Here is a 20,457-nt window from a genome sequence, read left to right as displayed (position 1 = left end):
TGACTCGAACATGAGCAGGTGGATAGGGGCCAAGAGGAGATTTGGCAACAAAGGCTGCGCAGAGGGCGACCGCAAGACGCCCGGGCTGAGGCAGGCGCTCAGGAACCGGATGTTTCACTGTCTCTCCTCCCGATCAACGGGAGGAAGGAACCACGGAGTCCCTGGAGCCCCCCCGGGCCTCCTGTTAGGCGTCACACGAAACGCACACTTTGACGGTACGAGCGGGCCGCGTCCGGGCGCACGAGTACCCGCTACCCGACATTGGGCCGCCAGTTACTTGCCCAGGTTGCCGTGTACCGCGTAATGACTGCGCGCCCCGCGAAGCGCCAGCGGTCGACGGCGGGAGGCCCCGCCGTCGTCCGCTTTGTTGTTTCAGTTCGCCCGCATGGTGGTACTGCCCGTTTGAGGCGGGTTTTTGAAGCGTTCAGTCTTTGGGGGATTCACCGGCGATCTGCACGATGACGTTTCCCCGTTTCCGCCCGGTATCAACAAAGCGGTGCGCCTGCACGATCTCGGCGAGGGGATAGGTCCGGTCGATGACGGCCTGGTATCGGCCATCTTCCGCGAGGCGCACGAGGGAAGCCAGGTCTTCCGCAGTGTAGTGGAGCCTGGGATCGCCGGCCGTGACAAGCTTTCCGCTCCTGCGGGTGTTGCGGGGTGCCTGCAGTATCCCTTTGAGGTCGGCGATGACCAGGAGCAGGGCGCCGCCCGGGTTCAGGCAGGCGGCCACACGCGTGAAGGGTGCATTGCCCACGCAGTCCATGATGACGTCGTAGGTCTGTCCCCGTGCCGTGAAGTCCTCGGCGGTGTAGTCGATCACGTGGTCTGCGCCGAGGGAGGCCACCAGCCCGCGGTTTCCGCCGCTGCAGACGGCGGTGACGTGGGCGCCCAAATTCTTGGCGAGCTGCACCGCTGCTGTGCCCACGGCGCCGGAGGCCCCGTTGATGAGGACCGTGGTGCCGGGGCCGATGTCGGCGCGGGCCAGGAAGGCCTGGGCAGTGAGTCCGCCGAAGACCAGTGTGACGGCCTCCGCGAATCCCATGGTGCGCGGTTTGGCTGTGACGGGCCCGTCCTGCTGGACGGTCACGTACTCCGCATGGCCGCCGAATGTGGCGCCAAGCATCGCCACCACCTCATCGCCGGCCCGAAATCTGGTCACGTCCGAGCCGGTGGCTTCGACCACGCCGGCAACGTCCATCCCGAGGACCTGGCGTCGTGGCCTGAAGACGCCAAGTGCCAGGGCGGTGAGGACCTGCAGTCCGGACGGAACGGTCCGGCTGCGCGCCCGGTGGTCGGCCGCGCTGAGCGTGCTCGCGTGCACCCTGATGAGGACCTCGTCCGGACGCGGCGAAGGCTTGGGGAGCTCCTCGATGCGGACTACCTCCGGACCGCCGAACCGCCGGTAGGTCGCCGCTTTCATTGTGGCGCCTGCCTGGTTGCGGCCGCGTTCGCCTGCGCCCCGCAGCTCGTGGGCACTGCCTGCCTGTGTGGCGTTCATGGGGACTCCCTCTCCTACAAGGCGTACGGCGTACACCTGCTGCCATAAGGCTATGGTGTACGCCGTACACCTGTCAAGGGGTGGTTGGGGGCTACCTGCAGTTCCAGCTGTAAATACTCGTTGTGGTGGCAGCGCAACTACGCCACCATGATCGTATGGATGCTGAAACACCTAAACCGGTGGAACTGAGCCTTCCTCAGGCCTTCCTGTTGTTGGCGACGAATGACAATGACGGCAAACCTGAAGTCCCAGTGTTTGCACTCAGGACCACCGTGGCGGGGGCAATATTGGCCGAGCTGGACCTTGTGGGGGCAATCGAGCTGCAGGGGAAACACATCAAGGCCACCGGCGCCGCCCCGCAAACGGACTTCCAGCACGAACTGGGGCTCATCCGTGGCAAATCCCGGCCGCACACTCCAAAGCAGTGGGTTTCCATTCTGGAAGGCCGCGCCGAAGTGCAGCGTGTCTACGAAGGGATGGCGTCGGCGGGCATCGTGGAGCATGTCGGGGCGAGGCATCTGGGCCTGTTTCGGACCGTGCGGTACCCGGAGAAGGACCACGCTCCGGAGGCGGCGCTTATGGAAAAGATCCAGGCCGCTCTCAGCGGTGCGCCGCCGGAACCCGCCAAGCCTGATGCTGAGGCGCCCGACGTCGCGCCTGCTAAGCCGGATGCTGAGGCGCCCGACGTCGCGCCCGCTAAGCCGGATGCTGAGGCGCCCGACGTCGCGCCTGCTAAGCCCGATACCAAGACCGTTTCCAAGGCGCCCGACGCCAGGATCACGGCGCTGATCGCACTGCTCCAGGCGGCCGGGCTGTTCGGAAAGCTCTTCCCGGCAGCAGACAGAGGCCGGGCAAGTGAGCTGGCCAAGGACTATTGGCCGTCCCGCGCGGTGGAGGACGAACTTCTTATGGTCAGGCTGGCACAGGAAGAAGAAGCAACCCTTTAATGTCGCCGGATCAGATCCGGTCTTCGTCGACCATGCCGCCACACGCAGGGTTAGGTAAGTGACCTCGCCCTCAGCCAGCGATTCAGCGACCCTGTGCCAAAGGTGACCGCGGGAGCCGGCGGGCACTCCCAATGCGTGCATGACCTGCGGCGACGCCTCCCCGGCCCCGCGGCTCCACAGGACTACTATGGGAGCCGACTGGCCGAACGCGGGGCGGCGGCAGGCGCGCCTCACGGACGTTCCCGGACGGCGAACCGGAAGCGCGAAGGCGCGGGTCCGCCGTCGAACATTATTGCCGGGGTTCAACAGCTGAGTATCAAGGAATGGGTTGGCAGATGGCGGCGGGTGCGGCAACGCGAAACAACGTTCAGGTGTCCGGGCCGGAGGACGGTCCGGTCCTGGTGTTCGCCCACGGGTTCGGCACCGACCAGACGATGTGGCACAAAATCCTGCCCTGGTTCACCGACCGCTACCGGGTGGTCCTGCTGGACCATGTGGGGTCCGGCGGCTCCGACCAGTCCGCCTACGATTCGGACACCTATTCCAAGCTGGACGCCTATGTCGATGACCTGCTGGAGATCTGTGCGGAACTCGGGCTGAAGGACGCCACCCTCATCGGCCACAGCGTAGGGTCCATGATGGCCGTCAGCGCCGCTGTCCGGGACGAAAGCCGCCGGTTCAGCCGCCTGGTCCTGGTCACGGCCTCGCCCAGCTACCTCGACCACCCCGAGGACGGCTACGCGGGCGGCTTCACGCGCCAGGACATTGACGACGTCTTCGAATCCCTGGACGCCAACTACGTCGTCTGGGCCGAGTCGATGGCCCCGGTCTACATGAACACACCGCACGCCCCCGAACTGGACCACGAAATCCAGGGCAGCTTCGGACGGATCAGCCCCCGCGTCGCCCGCGACTTTGCCCGGGTGGCGTTCCTCTCCGACGTCCGGCACCTGCTGGCCGACGTCACCGTCCCCGTGCTGGTCCTGCAAAGCACCGACGACGTCGTCACACCGGACCACGTGGGAACGTACCTGCACGCGAAGCTCCCCGACGCCACCCTGGTCCGGCTTGCGGCCACCGGCCACTTCCCGCAAAGCAGCGCGCCGGAGGAAACCGCCGCCGCCATCCTCGAGTTCCTGAAGCCGTCATGAGCCAATTGACCACCGAGACTGTCGACTACGGGCAGCTCTTCCACCGGGCACCCGCCGGCTACATCGTGGCCGGCGCCGACGGGACGATCCTGGCCGCGAACGCCACGATGTGCGCCTGGACGGGCGTTGCGGACGGTGGCCTCGACGGAACCCGGCTGCTGGACCTCATGCCGGCAGGCGACCGGCTCATGTACCGCACGCATGCCGGGCCGAAGCTGGAACGCGACGGCCACCTCGGCGAGCTCTCCGTCGAGCTGCTGGGGCCGGACGGGCAGCGCAGGCCGGTCCTGCTGTCCATCACCCGCACCGCGGACGGTCCCGAGCCGCGGGACCTGATGATCTTCTTTGCGGCCCCCGAGAGGCGGCGGTACGAACGCGAGCTGGCCAGCGCGCACCGGCAGCTTGAGGATGCCGAGGCGGAGCGGGCACAGCTCCTGCAGGAGGCGCACCACCGGGCGCTCCACGACCCGCTGACCGGACTGCCCAACCGGCGGCAGCTGCAGGAGAGCCTGCTGGCTGCCCTGGCGCGGGCCGGCGAGCAGCGGCACCGCGTGGGCGTGCTGTTTTGCGATGTCAACAACTTCAAGCACGTCAACGACACCCTGGGCCACGCGGCGGGGGACCGGGTTCTGGAACACGTGGCGCGGATGCTCTCGCACGCCGTGCGGGACGCGGACACCGTCACGCGGTACAGCGGGGACGAATTCGTGGTTCTGATCCCCCGGCTGGAAGACCCGGCGGAGCTCGAGGCGGTGGCCGAACGCGTGCGGAATTGCCTGGCAGGCGCTGTCACCGTCGCGGCGGCCGAGCTCCGGCTGGGCATGTCCGTGGGCGCAGCGGAAACGGCCGTTCCGGCTGACGCGGATGCGGCCGGCCACCAGGAACTGGCCAGTGCTCTGCTGATCGCCGCCGACCACGACATGTACCGGGTCAAGACAGAGATGCGGCGGGCTGCGGCGGAGGGCTAACCTGTCTGTCGTTGCCGGCAGGACCTGAAACGCACACGACGACGGCGGGAGGCACCCGCCGTCGTCGTGGTTGTGCGTGGTGCTAGAGGTTGACCGTCTCAAGGTTGGCGTCGCCGTTGTTCAGGCTGAGCGTGAAGGTGCCGGGGCCGCTGGCGTGGACCGCGATGTTGGACTTGGCGGTGTTGTGCCGGACCGAAAGGTCGTGGACCAGGGCGTCGAGCTCGTGGTGCATCGTGGAGCGGTCCCAGAGCTTGTGGGTGACAGAGGTGGCAGTTTCAAACGTCATTGTTCAGTGCTTCCATTCGTGAATCCGGATGTCCGGCTGCCGCACCGATGCGGAGCCGCCGTAGGGCCAAACCGGGAACGCTCCGGACCGTGGGCAGCTCAGCGAGCTCACCGGTTTGGCCTCATTGCGTCCACCAGGATGGGTAAAACTGTTGCCGCCGGCCCTCTGATCCGCTGCTGCGGGGGAGGGGCTGTGGCTGCGGCGGCGGGACTTGGACGCCCCTGCCACTGCCTTTCCATAGTGCACAGCGCGGCGGAACGGTCTCAAGCTGATTTCGCATTATTGTCCGTGAGAATCGTCACAGAAGGCCGGGCGCTTGCGGCGATGGAAGGCGGGAGGCGGCGTCCTGCCGGACTTAGTAGACGGAGCCTTCCAGTAGCTCCGAGAGCCTGTTTGCAGCGCGCCGCAGTTCTGGAACAGCGGCTTTGAGGGCAGGTTCAGTCGCTGTCTCCACGGGACTGGTCAGGGCGATCGATTCACTCGGCTGGCCGGACCTGTTGGGGACCGCGACGGCGACAGACAGCACGCCCGTGGCGCGTTCGTCCGCCGAGTATGCGTAGTCGACTCCGGCTTCGGGCAGCCTGCTGCGGAGCTCCTTGACGGTAAAAGCGGAGTTTTCGTGGCCGGCCGCGATGGCCGCGGCAACAACCTGCTGCAACTCTTCCTCGGACGCTGTGGCCACCAGAATTTTGCCTGCCGCCCCCACCGTGAGGGGCAGCCGTTTACCCAAGGGCAGGTCGTATCTGAGGGGTGATTCGCCATCGACCCGTGCCACCAGGATCCGTTCAAAGCCAAGGCGCGTGTAGAGCGACGCGGTCTGCCCGGTCTGCGAAGCCACCTGCTGCAGGACCGGGCGGGCGGCAACAACGAGTGGATCATTCTCCAAATAGCTGCGCGCAGCAGGCAGGACGGCGGGGCCGATCCGATACGACTTATCTGTCTGGCTGACCATGCCAAAGTCCTGGAGGACCCTCAGGATCCGCAAGGTCGTAGGAAGGCTCATGCCGCAGGTCCTAGCCAAATCGCTGAGCCGCTGCGGCCGCTCCGCCCGCTGCAGTTCCGCGAAGACCTCCATTGCCCTGGACAGGGATCTCATGTTGGACGCCTTCGGGCCGTCGTCGGCTGAGCTGGCTGGGTGGGTTGAGGACACGGTCATCCTTTCATTGTATGTAATTTTCTTACGCTTGACAGTCGATGTGTCTCCTGTCACTATTTCTCTAGGCGCAATACTGTTTCACTGTATGAAATGAACTTCAGAACCGTAAGAAGGAACCGATGACAACGAAGTCAGTTATAGCCAGACCGGAGCGCACCACACGCGTCGCCCCGTCTGTACTAGTGGGCATCGGCGGGTTCGTCGCCGTTGGTGTCTATGTCCTGGTCAGCTCACTCGAGCTTGGCCTGTGGACGTCGCTGGGGCCGGGGCCGGGCTTGTTTCCGTTCGCCATGGGCGGGGTGCTGGTTTCGATGTCCATCGTTTGGCTGCTCCAAGAACTGCGTCGCCCCACCGAGACACCCGAAGGCGTTGACCGTGGGCTTGTGATCGCCGTAGTAGTCAGCCTGGCCGTCCTCGCGGCAGTTATGGACCTGCTCGGCTTTCAGCTGAGCATGTTCCTGTTCCTCATGTACCACCTGAAGCTGCGCGGCGGCAGGACGTGGACTTCCTCGCTCATCGTCGCCCTCGCCGGAAGCGTCGGCGCGTTCTACGCCTTCAACTACGGCCTGAACGTAGCCCTTCCCGTTTCGGCCTTCCCTCCGCTGAACCTGATCGGACTCTAGACGTGGAAACACTCAACGAACTGCTTGGCGGCTTCGCGGCCGCCATGACCTGGCAGAACCTGATATTCGCCTTCGTCGGCTGCCTGTTGGGCACTATCATCGGCGTCCTGCCCGGAATCGGCCCCGTCGCCGGCGTCGCGCTGCTCATACCCCTCACCATGAACCTGGACGCGACCGGCGCGATCATCATGCTGTGCGCCATCTTCTACGGCACCGCCTACGGGGGAACCATCACCAGCGTCCTGCTGAACACCCCCGGTGAAGCTGCCTCTGCAATCACCACCATCGACGGCTACGCGATGACAAAGATGGGCAAGGCGGGGGCGGCGCTGACCATCGCCGCCGTCGGATCCTTTGTCGGTGGAACGATAGCCACCCTGGGCCTGGTCGCAGCCGCGAAACCACTCGGAGAACTCGGCCTGCTCGTTGGACCACCGGAATTCTTCGCCCTGATGGTCGTCGGCATCTCTCTGCTGGTCGCTCTGGCCGGCAAGTCGATGGTCAAGGCCCTCATCTCCGGAGCCCTCGGCCTGCTGATCGCCATGGTAGGCATCGACCCGGTCGCCGGCGCACCACGCTTCACCTTCGGCATGGACCGGCTCCTGGACGGGGTCAGCTTCGTCGCCGTGATCGTGGGCATCTTCGGACTCTCCGAACTTCTCTCCCACCGCAAAGGCTCCGCAACGCCCACAGTGCATGCACCGAATTTCCGTTCACTGCTGCCCACTCGCGGGGAATGGCGCCGGAGCGCCCCGGCCATGGCCCGCGGCACCGGCATCGGCTTCGGACTTGGACTCATCCCCGGCATGACCGGTTCCGTGTCCTCCCTGCTGGCGTACGGCGCCGAAAAGAAGTTTTCACGCCACCGCAACGAACTGGGCCAGGGCGCCATTGAAGGTGTTGCCGGACCTGAAACAGCCAACAACTCCCATGCCAACGCCGCACTGATCCCGCTCTTCACCCTCGGCATCCCGGCATCACCCACCATCGCCGTTCTGATGGGAGCATTCCTTCAGCAGGGCCTCACCCCGGGGCCGACCCTGTTCACCGAACACTCCGAAATCGCTTGGGCCATCATCGCCAGCCTGTTCATCGGCAACCTCCTACTGCTGCTGCTGAACGTTCCGCTGGTCGGCCTCTGGACCTCCATCCTCCGCGTGCCATCGTCCATCCTGACCGCCCTGATTCTGCTGTTTATGGTCATCGGCGCCTACACCATCAACTTCAGCGTCTTCGACGTATTCGTCATGATCGGATTCGGACTTCTGGGCCTCGCCCTGAGGCACCTGGATATCCCGCTGGCACCGATGGTGCTCACCCTCGTTCTCGGACCGCTGATGGAACGCTCACTGCGCGAATCCCTGGAAATCTCCCAGGGCGATTTCGGCATATTCGTCAGCCGCCCCATTTCCATGGTGCTGATCGCCATCGGCGTCCTGATCATCTGCAGTCCGCTGCTCAAGCTCCGCAAGCCCAAGGCGCTTATGGAAGACCCCGAAACGTAACCAAGCTGTTCACCCCGTCATTCACTACCTATCGGCAGTTTCACCCTTCAAAGGAGAAGAACCTTGACCCGCACACGAATCGCTGCAGCCCTCGCAGCAGCAAGCCTCATCGCACTTACCGGTTGCGGCGCCAACGCCGGCGCTGCCACCACCGCCGCGAATGATTTCCCCAAAAAGGGCAAGTCCGTCGAGATCGTCGTGGCCTTTGCCCCTGGTGGTGCCGTGGACACGGCCGCCCGGCTCGTCCAGCCCATCTTGGAGAAAGAGCTTGGCACCAACGTTGAGGTGGTCAACAAGCCCGGCGCCGGCGGCCAGATCGGCTACACCCAGCTGACCAGCGCCAAGCCCGACGGCTACACCATCGGCGCCACCGGCTCCCCGTCAGTTGTCGTCTCGCCGCTGGATCCCAGCCGCGGCGCCAAATACACCCGCAGCAGCTTCCAGCCACTGGGCCGACAGGTTATCGATCCGGCCGTCATCGCCGTCCAGCCCGACAGCCCCTACAAAACGCTCAAGGACCTCCTCGACGCCGCCAAGGCCGACCCGAAGTCCATGACAGCCAGCACCACGGGACTTCAGACCGGCGAGCACTTTGCAATGGCCCAGATCCAGGAAACCACCGGCGCCGAGTTCGCCCCGGTGCACTTCTCCGAAGGTGCATCCCAAGCCACCACAGCGTTCCTCGGCAAACACGTCGACATCCTCGTCGCCAACGTCAGTGACGTGAACGATCTGACGAAACAGGGCAAAGCGCGCGTCCTGGGTGTCATGACGGCTGAACGTTCGCCCGCGCTTCCTGACGTTCCCACCTTCAAGGAATCCGGTTACGACGTGGAAGCCGGAACGGTCCGCGGGTACTCCGCGCCGGCCGGCCTGCCCGACGCTGTCGCCAAGAAGCTGGAAGCGGCCCTTCAGAAGGCCATCGAGGACCCCGCGGTTGTCCAGAAGATGAAGGACCTCGGCCTGCAGACCAGTTACCTCTCCGGCAAGGACTACGAACAGTTCTGGGCCGGACAGGAAGAGGACTTCAAGAAGGTCCTCCCTCTGGTTCAGAAAAAAGACTAACTATCCCGCAACGCCGTTCAGAGGATCCCCCATGACTACTCCAGAGCTTGACACGATCACCGCCGAGCTTGCCCAGCCCGGCCAGGACGTGATTGACCGCCTCGCCAAACTGCCAGCCGCCAATATAGGCGACGCCATGGACCGCCTCGGAGTCGCGGACTCTGCGATCCAGGCCATCTGGCCGGGCGCCCGCCTCGCCGGACCGGCCTTCACCGTCTGGACCCGTCCGGGCGACAACCAAGGCATCCACCGCGCTCTTGAGCTGGCCCGTCCCGGGGACGTCATAGTCGTCTGCGGGGGCGGGGATGAATCCCGCGCCCTGTTGGGTGAACTCATTGGCGAGCGGGCCATCAACCTCGGCCTTGCCGGGTTCGCCCTGGACGGAGCGGCCCGTGATGCCGAAGCTCTTGGCGAGATCGGAATGCCGGTCTTCGCCCGCGCCATCACCCCTGCCGGGCCCTACAAAAACGGTCCGTCGCGGCTTGGAACACCGATCTCCTTCGGCGGAGTCCCTGTTCTGCCCGGTGACATCATCATCGGTGATTCCGATGGCATCGTCGTCGTTCCCCGCGAGCAAGCAGCCATCGTGGCCGATGCCGCCGAAGCTGTCTTTGACGATGAAACCAACCGCCGGCGTGCCATCGTCGCGGCCCGCCACCAAGACTAGAAGGACAGGATATCCATGACAGCGTGCACCGTCATCGGCCTCGGCGAAGCGGGGGCCACCTATGCGGCGGCCCTCGTTGCCGCAGGCCACAGCGTCAGGGGATTTGATCCCGTTGCCCCGTCCACCCCGGCCGGAGTGGCCCGGATGGCAACCGCGGCCCAGGCCTGCCTCGGCGCGGAGATGGTCCTTGTTCTCACCGGGGCAACCGCGGCCCGCAACGTCGCGGAGGAATGCCTGCCCGTCATGCCGGAAGGCAGCTGTTACGCCGACTTCACGTCCTCCTCGCCGGACGTCATGCGGGAACTCGGGCAGCTCCCAAGCAACGCGGCGTTTGTGGATGTCGCCATCCTCGGTCCCGTTCCCACGCTGGGAGCGCGGACACCGTTGATGGTCAGCGGACCCGGATCCAAGGCGATCGCCGACCTCCTGGCCGCGTTGGGCGCCGACGTCGAAATCGCTGCAGGGGAACCCGGGGCCGCCATGGCGCACAAGCTCCTCCGCAGCGTCCTGATGAAAGGCCTCGCATCGGTCGTTGTCGAGGCCGTCACCGCCGGGCGCGCCGCCGGCCTGGAGGACTGGATCCGTGGGCAGATCGCCCATCAGCTGGCCGGCGACGGGCACGCGGTCATCGACCGGTTCCTCACCGGGACGGCAAAGCATGCCGTGCGACGGTCCAAGGAAATGCAGGACACTGCCAGCTACCTTTCCTCCGATCTCGCAGTCCCAGCCGAAATGACCACGGCCTCGGCAGCAGCTCTGGCACGCATCGCTGCGGAAGCCGAACAGACGGCTCCGGCCTTGCGCTGACACCGGCGTCAGGGAGAATCGTGGACAGGAATCAATGAGGAACCTTCCCACCGCACGAGTCTTTCAGTCAGGAGCAGCAACATGATCGGCATCTGGGCCCTCGGTGCCTACCTGGCCGTCATCCTGCTGTGGACGACCCTGATTAAGCGCAACGTCGGGGAGGCAATGATTCTCGGTTTCTTGGTTGTGCTCCCTTTCACGGGGGCCGACGCGGGACACATCGGATGGACGGCGTTCCACTCCGCGGTGACCGACGAAATCGTCTACGCCACGATGGCGTTCGTCTTCATGGGATACCTGCTCGACCAGACGGGTGTCCTGGACAGGCTCATCGATTTGCTGAACTCCCTACTCGGCGGCATGAGGGGAGGCCCCGCCTGGGTTTCTACCGTGGCCTCGGCCGGCCTCGGCGGCGTCGTCCACAACCAAGCGGCCATTGCCGCCACCGTGGGATCCGTGACAATCCCCTGGATGGAGAAATCCAAGCTGGACAAGCCGTCGGCGGCGACGCTTGTCGCAGGAAATGCCGGGATGGGCATCACCTTCCCGTTCAGTGCCTCAATGTTCGTGCTCGTCGGATCAGCCACCGTCGGGCCGTTGCTGGACGTCGACGACCTCGTCCTGCCCTTGCTCGTCGGCGGGTTGTGGTGCTTCCTGCATCGTCTGGTTGTTACCTGGTGGCTGGTGCGCAAGAGCGGAATGACCGCTCTCGATCCTTCCCACCGCCTGGCGGTGGCAGTTGCGTTCAAACAGGGGGCCGCCACACTGGTGCTGTTCGCCGTGGTGGCTCTTCCGTTGGTCATCACCTCCGGCGGCATCGCAATGGCGCTTTCGGACTGGACCGGCGTGGACGTCGCCAAATCCGTCAGCGTGATCATCTGGATACCGGTGGTCCTGATCATTACCGGTGCGCTGCTGGGCAGGAGACGGCTCCCCGGCAGCCTCCGTGCCTGGTGGGCGCTGCTGCAGCAGTCCGCCCCGAGGTTCGGCGTCGTCGGCGTCACCGTCGTTTTCGCGTTCGCGGGGGCCAACGCCCTTGCCGCTACCGGCTTGCCCCAGCAGATGACAGCATTGCTCAACGGCCTGAACCTGCCGTTATGGCTTCTCGCGATCCTGATCGGGCTGATCGTTATCGCGGTGGCCGCGCCGCTGTCCGCCACGGCCACCATGGCCGCCGTCGGAACTGTCGGCGTCGCCACACTCGTCGCCGCCGGCGTGCCAGCCACCACCGCAGCCGTCGCAGTACTGGTGTTCTCGTCCTGCGAAGCCGCGGTCCCACCGGGAGGGGCGCCGTTGTATGTCGCCTGTGGCATCGCGGATGTGGATCCAGTCAAGACCTTTTCCCGCCTGCTCACACTTTACGCACTGCCGTTGCTGGGTATCGGCGTGCTGATCACTGTCGGCGTCTTGCCGATCTAAGGGAATATGACAATGCAGCAGATCAGGCGATTCATCGACGTAATTTTCGTTTTCACGCTCGCAGCACTCCTCTGTGGCGGAGTGTTGTTCGTGGCGGGTCAGGCTCTCGCACTGATCTTCGGCCGGGGAGATTGGCTGGAATTCTTCAACGATGCCATCAAGACCCCGATGTGCGTTGCGGCGTCCGTGTGCGCAATCGCAGGGTTCCTTCTCAGCTATAAGCGCCCGCAAAAGCAAAGCCGGACACCCCAGGAGGCAACCACGCGATGACGATACCTACGGAACCCGGAAGCTATCCGTCATACGCCGGACTCCTGGGACGGGCGGGCAGACTCTCCGGCACTTCGTGGGGGCTCTTTCTTGAACCGGGACGCGGGACGCCCTCCTTCATCAGCGGGGATGCCGTCCTGCAGGCACGCGAATGCATCCGGAGCGGGGCGGTGTTTGGCCTGGACTACCCGGCCGACGCCTTCGCCCCCGGGATGTCGCTCAAACGCTCAGCTCCACGCCACACCATCTATTCCTCGCATCCGGCGCACCGCGACGACTACGTGGACGGCTACTACCTCCAGGGATCCACACAGATCGACGGCCTCCGCCATCGCAGGGCTGACGACATCGGTTTCTACAACGGCACCCCGGATGATCAGGTCCGGGAAGGATCCGCCGAGCTCGGCATCCAGGAATGGGCGGAGCACCCCATTGCTGGCAGGGGAGTGCTGGTTGACCTCGACGGGTTCCGCAAGGACCAGGGAAACCCGATAGACCACCCGGGCGGAGAACCCCTCGGCCTTGACCTGATCCATGCGGCGATGGCCGCGCAATCCCTCCGCCTGCGCCCCGGCGACATCCTTATGCTCCACACCGGTTGGTGTGAGTGGTTCCTCACCCTGACAGTGGACGAAAAGATACGCGCCCGTGACGCACGCAGGGCAACCGGCGTAGCCCAGTCGGAGGACTTCGTCGCCTGGGCCTGGGACAACCAGTTGGCATTGATCGCCGCCGATAATTTTGCCCTCGAATGCCTTCCCGCTGTACCCGCCAGTCCGTTCCTCCACTCCGCCCCGAACGACCACGGCATGATGCACCAGCAACTACTGGCCAAACTTGGCATGGCCATCGGTGAACTGTGGCGGCTCGGACCGCTCAGCCGGCAGATGAAATCCACAGGGAACTGGGACGCCTTCCTTACCATCAAACCCCTGAACATCACCGGTGGAACCGGATCACCCGCCAACGCCACGGCAGTGGTCTGACATGGAGGCACCCCGTATCCCTGTCGGGGACGATGCCTTCCCGCCCACCCATTGAGCGGGACCTCGTGGCGGCTGATCCTGAGTAGCCAGGCTGCCCTGGCACAGGCGTCCTGGACGGGCATCCGCCTCATCATTGGATACCGGGCGCTGGCGGCGGGCGCCGACCCGATATTCCTTGGCGGGCTGGCATCGAGCTTCGCCTTGCCTGCCCTTCTGGCGGCAATCCCAGCCGGGCGGGTCGCGGACCGGGTCGGCGGAACCGGCATGGCGGTGATCGGCCTGCTGATAGCCGCGGCAGGCACCGCAGCCCTGCTCGTGATCCCGGGCCTCCCCGCGCTCTTGGCCGCCAGTGCGATTGTGGGCTTCGGACATCTCTTGGTCATGGTGGGCCACCAGAGCTTCGTGGCCCACTACAGCACAGCCGATTCGAGGGATGGCGCCTTCGGGGCACTCACAGCGGCGGCGTCCGTAGGCCAACTCGTTGGGCCGCCGGCGGTCACAATCGCGGCGTCGCTCGGAGCCGGAAGCAGCGGAAGCCTTCCCGACACCGGTGTGGGACTGCTGGTATGTCTGGCTTTCACGCTCTTGGCGGCACCGGGCTATTTCTTTCTTCGGGGTCCGGATGCAAACCTCCGGATGCGACGGAGGCTGCAGACGAGGGTTCCGTCCGGGGTTAGAGGGCTGGTCGCCATACCCGGGGTGTGGAGGTCACTCGTAGTCAGTGCTGCGGTGCTCACCACGGTCGACCTGATGTACGCGTTCGTTCCTGTCTGGGCCACGGACAATGGCATCACCGCGCCCACCGTGGGTTTTCTTCTCGCGCTGAGGGCTGCCGTGTCAGTGCTGAGCCGGCTCGGACTGACCAGGCTGATCGGCAAATTCGGACGCAAAGCCCTCCTGCTTGCCTCCATCGCGGTCGCAACCCTGGCGCTTACGGCGCTTCCGCTCGTGGGCACTTACGGCGCGATTGGCGTGATGATCGGTCTCGGAATCGGGCTGGGCATACCCCAACCCCTGACGATGGCATGGGTGACAAGCCTCGCCGACCCCTCCCGCCACGGGGCGGTACTGGGACTTCGCCTCACGGCGAACCGGTTCGCCCAGATTTCGCTTCCCCTCGCCGTGGGAGCCCTGGCTGCGCCGCTTGGGGTTCTGGGCATCTTCTGGGCCAACGCCGCGGTCCTGCTCGGCGCCATCGCCGTCGTAGCGGGATCAGACGCCGGCAACCGACCGGGGAGCAGCCATGAGAACGAGTGACACGTGGCCAGCAGGGAAGCGTCACTGCCGTGAGCGGCCGCGCCAAGACCGGTCCGCCCGGTTATGGTGAGGGAGCTGCGCGAGAGCCACAAGGAACCCGAAGGAGCCACGTGTCCGCCGAGACGTCCGCCGCCCTGGCCGGGCTGGCCCTGATCGCCGTCGAACTCATCCGGTCGGTTCCCGCGCTCCGGCGCGTGCAGCGCACCGGAACCAGCGACGGCGTCAGCGGCCTGAGCCTGGGCGTTCTCGCCGGTACCGGCCTGGGCTGGTTGGCCCTGGCCGTGATCGTCCAGAGCTGGTGGGTGCTGGCGGCCAACTTGCTGTGGATCGCGATCCACGCCGTCCTGTGCCGGGAAGTGGCCAGGACGGCGGTACGGAAAAGGCGCGAAATTGTCCTCGCCGGCGCCGGATCAGCCGCGGCTCTAGCCCTCGCCACGATCGGGGCCGGGCTATTTATCCCGGTCCGGGACGCCCTGGGAATCATGCTGGGCGTGTCGACCCTCTTCTATGCCATCCCGGCGGCGTACGAAGGCCTGGCCAGCGGGTCCACCCGCGGACTGAGCCTGCTTTCCCTCGGCGTGAACACCGTGGAAGGGACCATCTATTTCCTGGCCGGAATCGCCGTGCTCAGGATCGCCGAGACGGCGGACCCCGTGTTCGGCTTCGCCTTCTTCGGCGTGGTCAGTATCGCGTCCAACGGCGTGCGGTTCGTCCGGGTCGCGTACCGGCGGATCAAACGGCTCGACCTGGCCCCGCCGGCGGCCGCACCCGTCGCCGCGGCACGGCCGTAACGCCGCGGCGCACGGCAGCGGGAGTACGACGACGGCGGGAGGCTCCCGCCGTCAGGCCCCCAAATCCCAGGACGACAATTAGACGGCTGTTAGGGGACCACGGCCCGCTGCGGACACCTCACGGCGAGTGCAGGTTATCGATCAACCGCCGTATTTGCTCCGGCCGCTCAATATTGGCGAAGTGGCCGCAACGCGGGATGGTGACCAGCTGGGCCCGCGGGACGACACCGGCCAGCCGGGCCAGATCAGACGGAGGCGTGAACACATCGCGGTCTCCGCGGGTCGCCAGCACAGGGCAGCGGATGCCACGCCAGTGGTCAAAGTCGTAGTACGCCGCGGCCCGGGCGGCAGCGCAAAAGCCGGCGGGCCGGGCGTCGTTGCCGAGCCCGCGGATGGCGTGCCTGGATATGGCTGCGGGGTTTGCGAAAAACGGGGACATCAGCAGTCCCATGACCGGGGTGATGCCGACCGCACGTACCAGCGCATCCCCGGCCGCCCCGAGGGCCGCCATGGAGCGCATGAGGAGCAGCATGCCGGCAAACGTGGGGAATCCGGACAGGCCGCGCAGCGGCCGCCGGGCCGCCTCGGCCACGCCGAAAGTGGCGGCCGAAATGGCGGCGACGCTGGCGGTCCGCTCCGGCCAGGCAGCGGCAATGTGCAATGCCAGGAATCCTCCCATGGAGTGGCCTACCAGGTTCCACCGCCGGTAGCCGAGCGAATGCAGTACCCCCGTGACAGCCCGTGCCATCGCCTCGATGCCGAATAGTTCCAGCCGGGCGCCCTTCGTCGATTCGCCCCAGCCGGGCAGATCAATGAGCACCCGGGGACGGGCCGGCACACCGGCAAGCAGCGGGAGGAAGCTGGTCCAGGACCCTGCGGCGCCGTGAAGGTAGACATCCGCCGTGCCGGACGCGGGAGGCGGGCCGTCGGTGCACTCCTGGACACGAACCGTGCAGGGGCCTAATTCCGTGGGAAGGACATACCGGTGCAAAACGGCCGTTTCCTTCGGAGCAGGGTCCTGCTGAACGCTCATGTCACCTTCTGGTCGTGGCCTCAGCAACTGATTCGGAGCGGCAGGCGTCCCGGACCGGTGCACGGGCACGTTGTCGGCGGGCCGGCCGGCCCGGCCGGGCGAATCGGGGCTCAGCGACGAAGCCATTTCGGCCGAAAACGCGGAACGATGGTGTGCTTGCGGCTCAAGCCCCGGGCGGGGGCGGGGGTGACCGGCACCGGACCGCCGGGCTCCGGGCCCGCGGCGGCAGCGGCCCGTCCGTAGCGGGCGGCCAGCGGCGCGGCGCTGATGCCGTGGGCCAGGACACTGAGCAGGACAGTGGCCGTGATGACGCCCACCGCCTCATCTGACACTGCTCCGAGGGCTTCCAGCGCCAGCAGTGCGAACACAAGCGACGCCAGGCCCCGCGGACCGAACCACCCCACAAAAAGGATGGTCTTCCGGTCGAGGCCGGCGCCCATCGAGGCGAGGGCCACCGGCAGCATACGCACCACCGTGAGGCTGAGCACGGCATAGACCAGCGTCAGGGGGACAAAGTTCGCCAGCATGGTGGGAATGGAGATGGCTCCGAATGCGAGCCACACCAGCAGGGAGACCAGTCCGCCCATCTGCTCGACGAAGACCAGTTCCGCCGGTCCCCGCTGGCCGGCGCACGTGCCGAACGCCAGGCCGGCGCAGAACGCGGCGACGAACCCGTTGCCGTCCACGGCGAGGGCGGCGGTGTAGGCGAGCAGGCTCAGGGCAAGGACGCCGATGCCGGCGAAGTCCTCGGCGGCAGTCCCGTGCCGACGGGCCAGCTGCAGCAGCCACCCGCCCAGGGCGCCGGTTGCTGCGCCGACGCCGGCGCCGATGAGCAGCGCGACGGCGGCGCTGCCGGGAGCGGCGGCGCTCTCCAATCCTGCTGCGGCGGCCGCGCCCGCAATGGCGACCATCACCACCGGGGTGGCTATGCCGTCGTTGAGGCCGCTCTCGACAGTGATCAGCTGGCGGATCCGTGACGGCACCGCCGGGTTCGTCACCACGGGGATCCCGAGAGCGGCGTCGGTGGGCGCCAGTGCGGCGCCGACGAGGAGGGCCAGCCACAGCCCGAAGTGGGGGAAGAACCACAGGGCCAGGACCCACCCGAATACGATTGTCAGCGGCAGCCCGACTCCCAGCAGCCGGACGTAACGGCCCACGTCACGGCGCAGCTGCTGGAGAGGCAGGCGGGCGGCGTCGGAGAAAAGCACCCACACCAGGGTGATCTCGACCACCGGGGTGACCGCCTCCGGAGGCGAGGAGCCATCGACGATCCCGGACCAGGCCATGGCCGCGCCGACAACGGTGAACACCACGGGAGCGGTCAGGTCCGCCTGCTGAAGCCGCGCGGACACCAGTGCCCACACGAACAGCGTGGCGGTGATAAGGACTAGGGCCGTCAGCTCCATGTCGGGTCCGTCCGGATGTCGTGGCGCCGCAGCTCGGCGTAGCGAACGAGGTTGAGGGCGCTCTCGCGGTGGCGGGGCCGCACGGCGTCGATCTTTCCGGCGCTGCTTGTTTCGGCGTGCTTGACGTTGCGCCGGAGCCTGATGACTTCTTCAAGCAATGCGCGCAGTTCTTCGATCTCCGCGCTGGACACGAGTTTTTTGCTCCTGCGGGTCGTTCTTCGTTCCAGTCCGGGCGTGCCGGAGCTGGCCATGCTCAATTTTAGGCCGGGTGGACCGGCCCGGGCCTGTGTCCAAAGTCCCTAGGGGCCGGCCTGGAAAGCCCGCTCATGTGTTGAGTTCCCGGTGGAGTCTGCTCCGGGCGCTGTTTTCGACCAGCGTCGGGATGTAGATTCTGATCCGCCCGCTGTCCAGGGAGTCGTACTCCTCCGCGACGATTCCTTCAATCCGGTGCCGGGGCGCCGCGGGGAAGCGGATGGCGAGGCGGTCTGCAACCTTGCGGATGGTCGGTTCCCTCTCGGCGTCGCTCACCATTTCAGTGTGATTCAGGCCGGTTCAAGCGTCAATCAATGTCTGGTTCCATGATTCGGTCCACGTCGGGCAGCCGATCCTCCAGGACAGCTCCGAGCCGGGGCGGTGCCGGCGGCTCATGCCTTCACGTCCGTCCTCAACCCTCAGCCGGCTTCGAGGACGAAGAAGATGAAGGACAGGAACGCCGTCTTCTCGCCGTTGAGGATGCGCGGCGGAAGGAGCTCGTGCGGTGTGTCTGGAGCTGGCTCTGGTTCGCTCACGGTGGCTACGCGGTATCCCGCCGAGGTGAAGGCGTTGATCATCGCGTGGAGTGGACGGTGCCAGAAGGTCAGGACCGCAGGCTCGCCATCGAACTCGTAATCCTCCGAGTACTGCCGGATGGCGAAGTAGTCCTCGGTTGGTTGGGTGACCACGCTGACCGTGGGGTGGTTGACCGACAGGATCAGGCGACCGCCCGGTTTCAGCACGCGCCGCAGTTCGGCGAGTGGTGCTGACCAGTCTTCCAGATAGTGCAGGACCAAGGACGAGACAACGTCGTCGAAGGAGCCATCGGCGAAAGGGAGCGGCTTGCCGAGGTCGGCCACGTACAGGTCCGCGGTCGCGCCCAATCGCTGTCTTGCCAATTCGAGCATCGCCGGACTGGAATCGAAGCCGGTCATGATCGCGCCTTTCGCGCTCAGCGCCGCGGACAGGGGCCCGGAGCCGCACCCTGCGTCCAGGACCCGGTGGCCGTCGACGTCGCCGGCGAGATCTATCATCGCCGGGCGCTCGTAGTAGGCGTTGAGGAGACTGGACTCGTTCTCCGCCGAGTAGCTCTCGGCGAAACTGTCATAGTGGTCGGCCTTCACGGATCCTCGCTCTCGGGAAAAGCTCATGGTCAGGATGGTGGGCTTGATCCTAACAACCTGCCTGGGACATCCGCGACGGCCGCAGCAGGCTGGGCGTGCCGGCGAGGGCGGGATCCAGATCGGTGGCCGACGTCGATCGCTTTCGGCGCCGCGACCGAACCGCGGCGAATCAGCTCGGCCATAAACGCCGGATCGGCCGCAGGCATCTTCCGGCCTTCGATCTGCCGGATCAGGGCCTCCGCAGCTGCAACACCCATGTCATACACGGGCTGCGCGATGACGGTGAGCGGAGGGGTGGTCAGCCGTGTCCAAGCGAAGTCGTCATACATGAGGAAGGAGACATCCTGCGGAATCGACAGGTCAAGCTCCTGGATGGCCTCCACCACACTCAGGCCGATGAGCCCGTCGGAGGCGATGATCGCCGTCGCGGGGTCAGGGCGCTGGAGCAGCTCGCGGGTGATTTTCTTGATCGACTCGGCATCGCCAGCATTGAGCCGGATCAGATCGTCCGGCACTTCCAGGCCCGCCTCAACGAACGCGCGCTTCATACCGTCGCGACGGTCCGAAATCTGGGATGAGTCCAGCTGCATGCCGTCCCAGTACGGGCCGTCTGTCTTCAGCGTGGATATGAACGCGATTCTGCGGTGGCCGGAGCTGATCAGGTAGGTGGTGGAATCGTGGGAGATGCCCTCCATGTCGACGGCTACGGTGTGAACGTCGAGCCCTGGCGCCTTGCGGTCCAGCAGGACCAGCGGGCGGCCGGATTCGTAAACGCGCCGTAAATGTTGCGTTTCTACGGAAGACGCTGGCGCCACAATCAGGCCGTCCACGCGCTTGTCCAAGAGGACCCTGACAGCATCGATTTCCGCCCCGGTGTCCTCGTCCGTATTGATCAGGATGACGTTGAATCCGCTCCGCTTGGCGGTGTCCGTGATGCCCCGGGTGGCCAGACCGAAATGGGGGTTTTCGATGTCGCCCACCACCACGCCGATGGTGTGCGATTTTCCCGTGTTCATGCTGCGGGCCAGCTCGTTGGGCCGGTAGTCCAGCTCTTCGGCGGCCGCCAGCACCCGCTCTCGGACGTCGTCGCTTACGGCACCGTAGTTGCCGAGGGCGCGGGCCGCCTGGGCCTTGGACACCTGGGCGGCTCGTGCGACATCGGCGACAGTGACATCGCGGCGCCGGGAAGCATCACTATTCATTACGGCCTTTCGTAGCGGACCCTTGACGCCCCATGTGGCTTCGA

At 65.9% G+C, this 20,457-nt stretch carries 22 protein-coding genes; 13 read left to right on the top strand and 9 right to left on the bottom strand.

The genetic code is table 11. From position 1 onward, the window contains the following. Positions 1 to 424: 424 nt before the first annotated feature. Positions 425 to 1,498 (bottom strand): NAD(P)-dependent alcohol dehydrogenase, encoded by a 1,074-nt coding sequence (locus AC6EUH_RS10990; protein ID WP_499738644.1) that lies wholly within the window; start codon positions 1,496 to 1,498, stop codon positions 425 to 427. A gap of 155 nt (positions 1,499 to 1,653) precedes the next feature. Here AC6EUH_RS10990 and AC6EUH_RS10985 point away from each other — a divergent pair, with 155 nt between their 5' ends. From AC6EUH_RS10985 to AC6EUH_RS10975, 3 genes are all read left to right on the top strand, one after another. After that, positions 1,654 to 2,445: a GOLPH3/VPS74 family protein gene (locus AC6EUH_RS10985; protein ID WP_056430240.1), complete on the top strand. Its 792-nt coding sequence runs from the start codon at positions 1,654 to 1,656 to the stop codon at positions 2,443 to 2,445. Positions 2,446 to 2,768: 323 nt separating this feature from the next. Continuing rightward, entirely contained in the window at positions 2,769 to 3,596 is an 828-nt protein-coding gene (locus AC6EUH_RS10980; RefSeq protein ID WP_235500229.1) for an alpha/beta fold hydrolase, read from the top strand. After that, a complete protein-coding gene (locus tag AC6EUH_RS10975) occupies positions 3,593 to 4,564 on the top strand; it encodes a sensor domain-containing protein (RefSeq protein WP_056430235.1) in 972 nt (323 codons plus the stop codon). Before AC6EUH_RS10980 ends, AC6EUH_RS10975 begins: the two co-directional genes overlap by 4 nt. A gap of 82 nt (positions 4,565 to 4,646) precedes the next feature. Here AC6EUH_RS10975 and AC6EUH_RS10970 read toward each other — a convergent pair whose 3' ends face one another. Both AC6EUH_RS10970 and AC6EUH_RS10965 read right to left on the bottom strand, forming a co-directional pair. Then, positions 4,647 to 4,850, bottom strand: a complete 204-nt coding sequence (locus AC6EUH_RS10970; RefSeq protein ID WP_056430232.1) for a hypothetical protein — start codon at positions 4,848 to 4,850, stop codon at positions 4,647 to 4,649. Between the two features lie 355 nt (positions 4,851 to 5,205). Further along, the gene (locus AC6EUH_RS10965) at positions 5,206 to 6,006 is read right to left on the bottom strand and encodes an IclR family transcriptional regulator (protein ID WP_499738643.1); all 801 of its coding nucleotides are present in this window, start codon (positions 6,004 to 6,006) and stop codon (positions 5,206 to 5,208) included. Between the two features lie 119 nt (positions 6,007 to 6,125). Here AC6EUH_RS10965 and AC6EUH_RS10960 point away from each other — a divergent pair, with 119 nt between their 5' ends. The 10 genes from AC6EUH_RS10960 to AC6EUH_RS10915 all read left to right on the top strand — a co-directional run bounded on the left by AC6EUH_RS10960 (position 6,126) and on the right by AC6EUH_RS10915 (position 15,396). Beyond that, entirely contained in the window at positions 6,126 to 6,629 is a 504-nt protein-coding gene (locus AC6EUH_RS10960; protein WP_499738642.1) for a tripartite tricarboxylate transporter TctB family protein, read from the top strand. 2 nt (positions 6,630 to 6,631) lie between these two features. Next, the gene (locus tag AC6EUH_RS10955) at positions 6,632 to 8,134 is read left to right on the top strand and encodes a tripartite tricarboxylate transporter permease (protein ID WP_499738641.1); all 1,503 of its coding nucleotides are present in this window, start codon (positions 6,632 to 6,634) and stop codon (positions 8,132 to 8,134) included. A 63-nt stretch (positions 8,135 to 8,197) separates the two neighbouring features. Further along, positions 8,198 to 9,199, top strand: coding sequence for a tripartite tricarboxylate transporter substrate binding protein (locus tag AC6EUH_RS10950; protein WP_499738640.1), 1,002 nt, complete (start codon positions 8,198 to 8,200; stop codon positions 9,197 to 9,199). Between the two features lie 31 nt (positions 9,200 to 9,230). Next, entirely contained in the window at positions 9,231 to 9,866 is a 636-nt protein-coding gene (locus tag AC6EUH_RS10945; RefSeq protein ID WP_499738639.1) for an RraA family protein, read from the top strand. A gap of 15 nt (positions 9,867 to 9,881) precedes the next feature. Further along, the gene (locus AC6EUH_RS10940; RefSeq protein WP_499738638.1) at positions 9,882 to 10,673 is read left to right on the top strand and encodes an NAD(P)-dependent oxidoreductase; all 792 of its coding nucleotides are present in this window, start codon (positions 9,882 to 9,884) and stop codon (positions 10,671 to 10,673) included. 81 nt (positions 10,674 to 10,754) lie between these two features. Next, positions 10,755 to 12,092: a TRAP transporter large permease subunit gene (locus AC6EUH_RS10935; RefSeq protein ID WP_499738637.1), complete on the top strand. Its 1,338-nt coding sequence runs from the start codon at positions 10,755 to 10,757 to the stop codon at positions 12,090 to 12,092. A gap of 12 nt (positions 12,093 to 12,104) precedes the next feature. Continuing rightward, positions 12,105 to 12,362: a hypothetical protein gene (locus AC6EUH_RS10930; RefSeq protein ID WP_499738636.1), complete on the top strand. Its 258-nt coding sequence runs from the start codon at positions 12,105 to 12,107 to the stop codon at positions 12,360 to 12,362. Beyond that, complete coding sequence (locus tag AC6EUH_RS10925) at positions 12,359 to 13,348, top strand: cyclase family protein (protein ID WP_499738635.1); 990 nt, start codon at positions 12,359 to 12,361, stop codon at positions 13,346 to 13,348. Before AC6EUH_RS10930 ends, AC6EUH_RS10925 begins: the two co-directional genes overlap by 4 nt. 51 nt (positions 13,349 to 13,399) lie before the next feature. Continuing rightward, positions 13,400 to 14,605, top strand: coding sequence for an MFS transporter (locus AC6EUH_RS10920; protein WP_499738634.1), 1,206 nt, complete (start codon positions 13,400 to 13,402; stop codon positions 14,603 to 14,605). A 110-nt stretch (positions 14,606 to 14,715) separates the two neighbouring features. Next, a complete protein-coding gene (locus AC6EUH_RS10915; protein WP_499738633.1) occupies positions 14,716 to 15,396 on the top strand; it encodes a hypothetical protein in 681 nt (226 codons plus the stop codon). Between the two features lie 118 nt (positions 15,397 to 15,514). Here AC6EUH_RS10915 and AC6EUH_RS10910 read toward each other — a convergent pair whose 3' ends face one another. The 6 genes from AC6EUH_RS10910 to AC6EUH_RS10885 all read right to left on the bottom strand — a co-directional run bounded on the left by AC6EUH_RS10910 (position 15,515) and on the right by AC6EUH_RS10885 (position 20,413). Next, the gene (locus AC6EUH_RS10910) at positions 15,515 to 16,429 is read right to left on the bottom strand and encodes an alpha/beta fold hydrolase (protein ID WP_162238825.1); all 915 of its coding nucleotides are present in this window, start codon (positions 16,427 to 16,429) and stop codon (positions 15,515 to 15,517) included. A gap of 110 nt (positions 16,430 to 16,539) precedes the next feature. Further along, positions 16,540 to 17,835, bottom strand: coding sequence for a cation:proton antiporter domain-containing protein (locus AC6EUH_RS10905; RefSeq protein ID WP_499738632.1), 1,296 nt, complete (start codon positions 17,833 to 17,835; stop codon positions 16,540 to 16,542). Next, positions 17,826 to 18,086: a hypothetical protein gene (locus tag AC6EUH_RS10900; RefSeq protein ID WP_162238824.1), complete on the bottom strand. Its 261-nt coding sequence runs from the start codon at positions 18,084 to 18,086 to the stop codon at positions 17,826 to 17,828. Before AC6EUH_RS10900 ends, AC6EUH_RS10905 begins: the two co-directional genes overlap by 10 nt. 73 nt (positions 18,087 to 18,159) lie before the next feature. Beyond that, a complete protein-coding gene (locus AC6EUH_RS10895; RefSeq protein ID WP_235500227.1) occupies positions 18,160 to 18,363 on the bottom strand; it encodes a three-helix bundle dimerization domain-containing protein in 204 nt (67 codons plus the stop codon). Positions 18,364 to 18,506: 143 nt separating this feature from the next. Beyond that, positions 18,507 to 19,211, bottom strand: a complete 705-nt coding sequence (locus AC6EUH_RS10890; protein WP_499738705.1) for a class I SAM-dependent methyltransferase — start codon at positions 19,209 to 19,211, stop codon at positions 18,507 to 18,509. Between the two features lie 29 nt (positions 19,212 to 19,240). Then, the gene (locus AC6EUH_RS10885; protein WP_499738631.1) at positions 19,241 to 20,413 is read right to left on the bottom strand and encodes a LacI family DNA-binding transcriptional regulator; all 1,173 of its coding nucleotides are present in this window, start codon (positions 20,411 to 20,413) and stop codon (positions 19,241 to 19,243) included. Positions 20,414 to 20,457 lie beyond the last annotated feature (44 nt).

The sequence above is a fragment of the Arthrobacter sp. 001422645 genome (genome assembly GCF_059816125.1).
This window is presented reverse-complemented; position numbering and strand designations above follow the sequence as displayed.

Coding starts and splice junctions, on each gene's coding strand:
- AC6EUH_RS10900 (WP_162238824.1), bottom strand. CDS start 18,086: ATGGCCAGCTCCGGCACGCCCGGACTGGAACGAAGAACGACCCGCAGG.
- AC6EUH_RS10990 (WP_499738644.1), bottom strand. CDS start 1,498: ATGAACGCCACACAGGCAGGCAGTGCCCACGAGCTGCGGGGCGCAGGC.
- AC6EUH_RS10905 (WP_499738632.1), bottom strand. CDS start 17,835: ATGGAGCTGACGGCCCTAGTCCTTATCACCGCCACGCTGTTCGTGTGG.
- AC6EUH_RS10940 (WP_499738638.1), top strand. CDS start 9,882: ATGACAGCGTGCACCGTCATCGGCCTCGGCGAAGCGGGGGCCACCTAT.
- AC6EUH_RS10945 (WP_499738639.1), top strand. CDS start 9,231: ATGACTACTCCAGAGCTTGACACGATCACCGCCGAGCTTGCCCAGCCC.
- AC6EUH_RS10960 (WP_499738642.1), top strand. CDS start 6,126: ATGACAACGAAGTCAGTTATAGCCAGACCGGAGCGCACCACACGCGTC.
- AC6EUH_RS10935 (WP_499738637.1), top strand. CDS start 10,755: ATGATCGGCATCTGGGCCCTCGGTGCCTACCTGGCCGTCATCCTGCTG.
- AC6EUH_RS10975 (WP_056430235.1), top strand. CDS start 3,593: ATGAGCCAATTGACCACCGAGACTGTCGACTACGGGCAGCTCTTCCAC.
- AC6EUH_RS10885 (WP_499738631.1), bottom strand. CDS start 20,413: ATGAATAGTGATGCTTCCCGGCGCCGCGATGTCACTGTCGCCGATGTC.
- AC6EUH_RS10965 (WP_499738643.1), bottom strand. CDS start 6,006: ATGACCGTGTCCTCAACCCACCCAGCCAGCTCAGCCGACGACGGCCCG.
- AC6EUH_RS10980 (WP_235500229.1), top strand. CDS start 2,769: ATGGGTTGGCAGATGGCGGCGGGTGCGGCAACGCGAAACAACGTTCAG.
- AC6EUH_RS10970 (WP_056430232.1), bottom strand. CDS start 4,850: ATGACGTTTGAAACTGCCACCTCTGTCACCCACAAGCTCTGGGACCGC.
- AC6EUH_RS10930 (WP_499738636.1), top strand. CDS start 12,105: ATGCAGCAGATCAGGCGATTCATCGACGTAATTTTCGTTTTCACGCTC.
- AC6EUH_RS10910 (WP_162238825.1), bottom strand. CDS start 16,429: ATGAGCGTTCAGCAGGACCCTGCTCCGAAGGAAACGGCCGTTTTGCAC.
- AC6EUH_RS10925 (WP_499738635.1), top strand. CDS start 12,359: ATGACGATACCTACGGAACCCGGAAGCTATCCGTCATACGCCGGACTC.
- AC6EUH_RS10985 (WP_056430240.1), top strand. CDS start 1,654: ATGGATGCTGAAACACCTAAACCGGTGGAACTGAGCCTTCCTCAGGCC.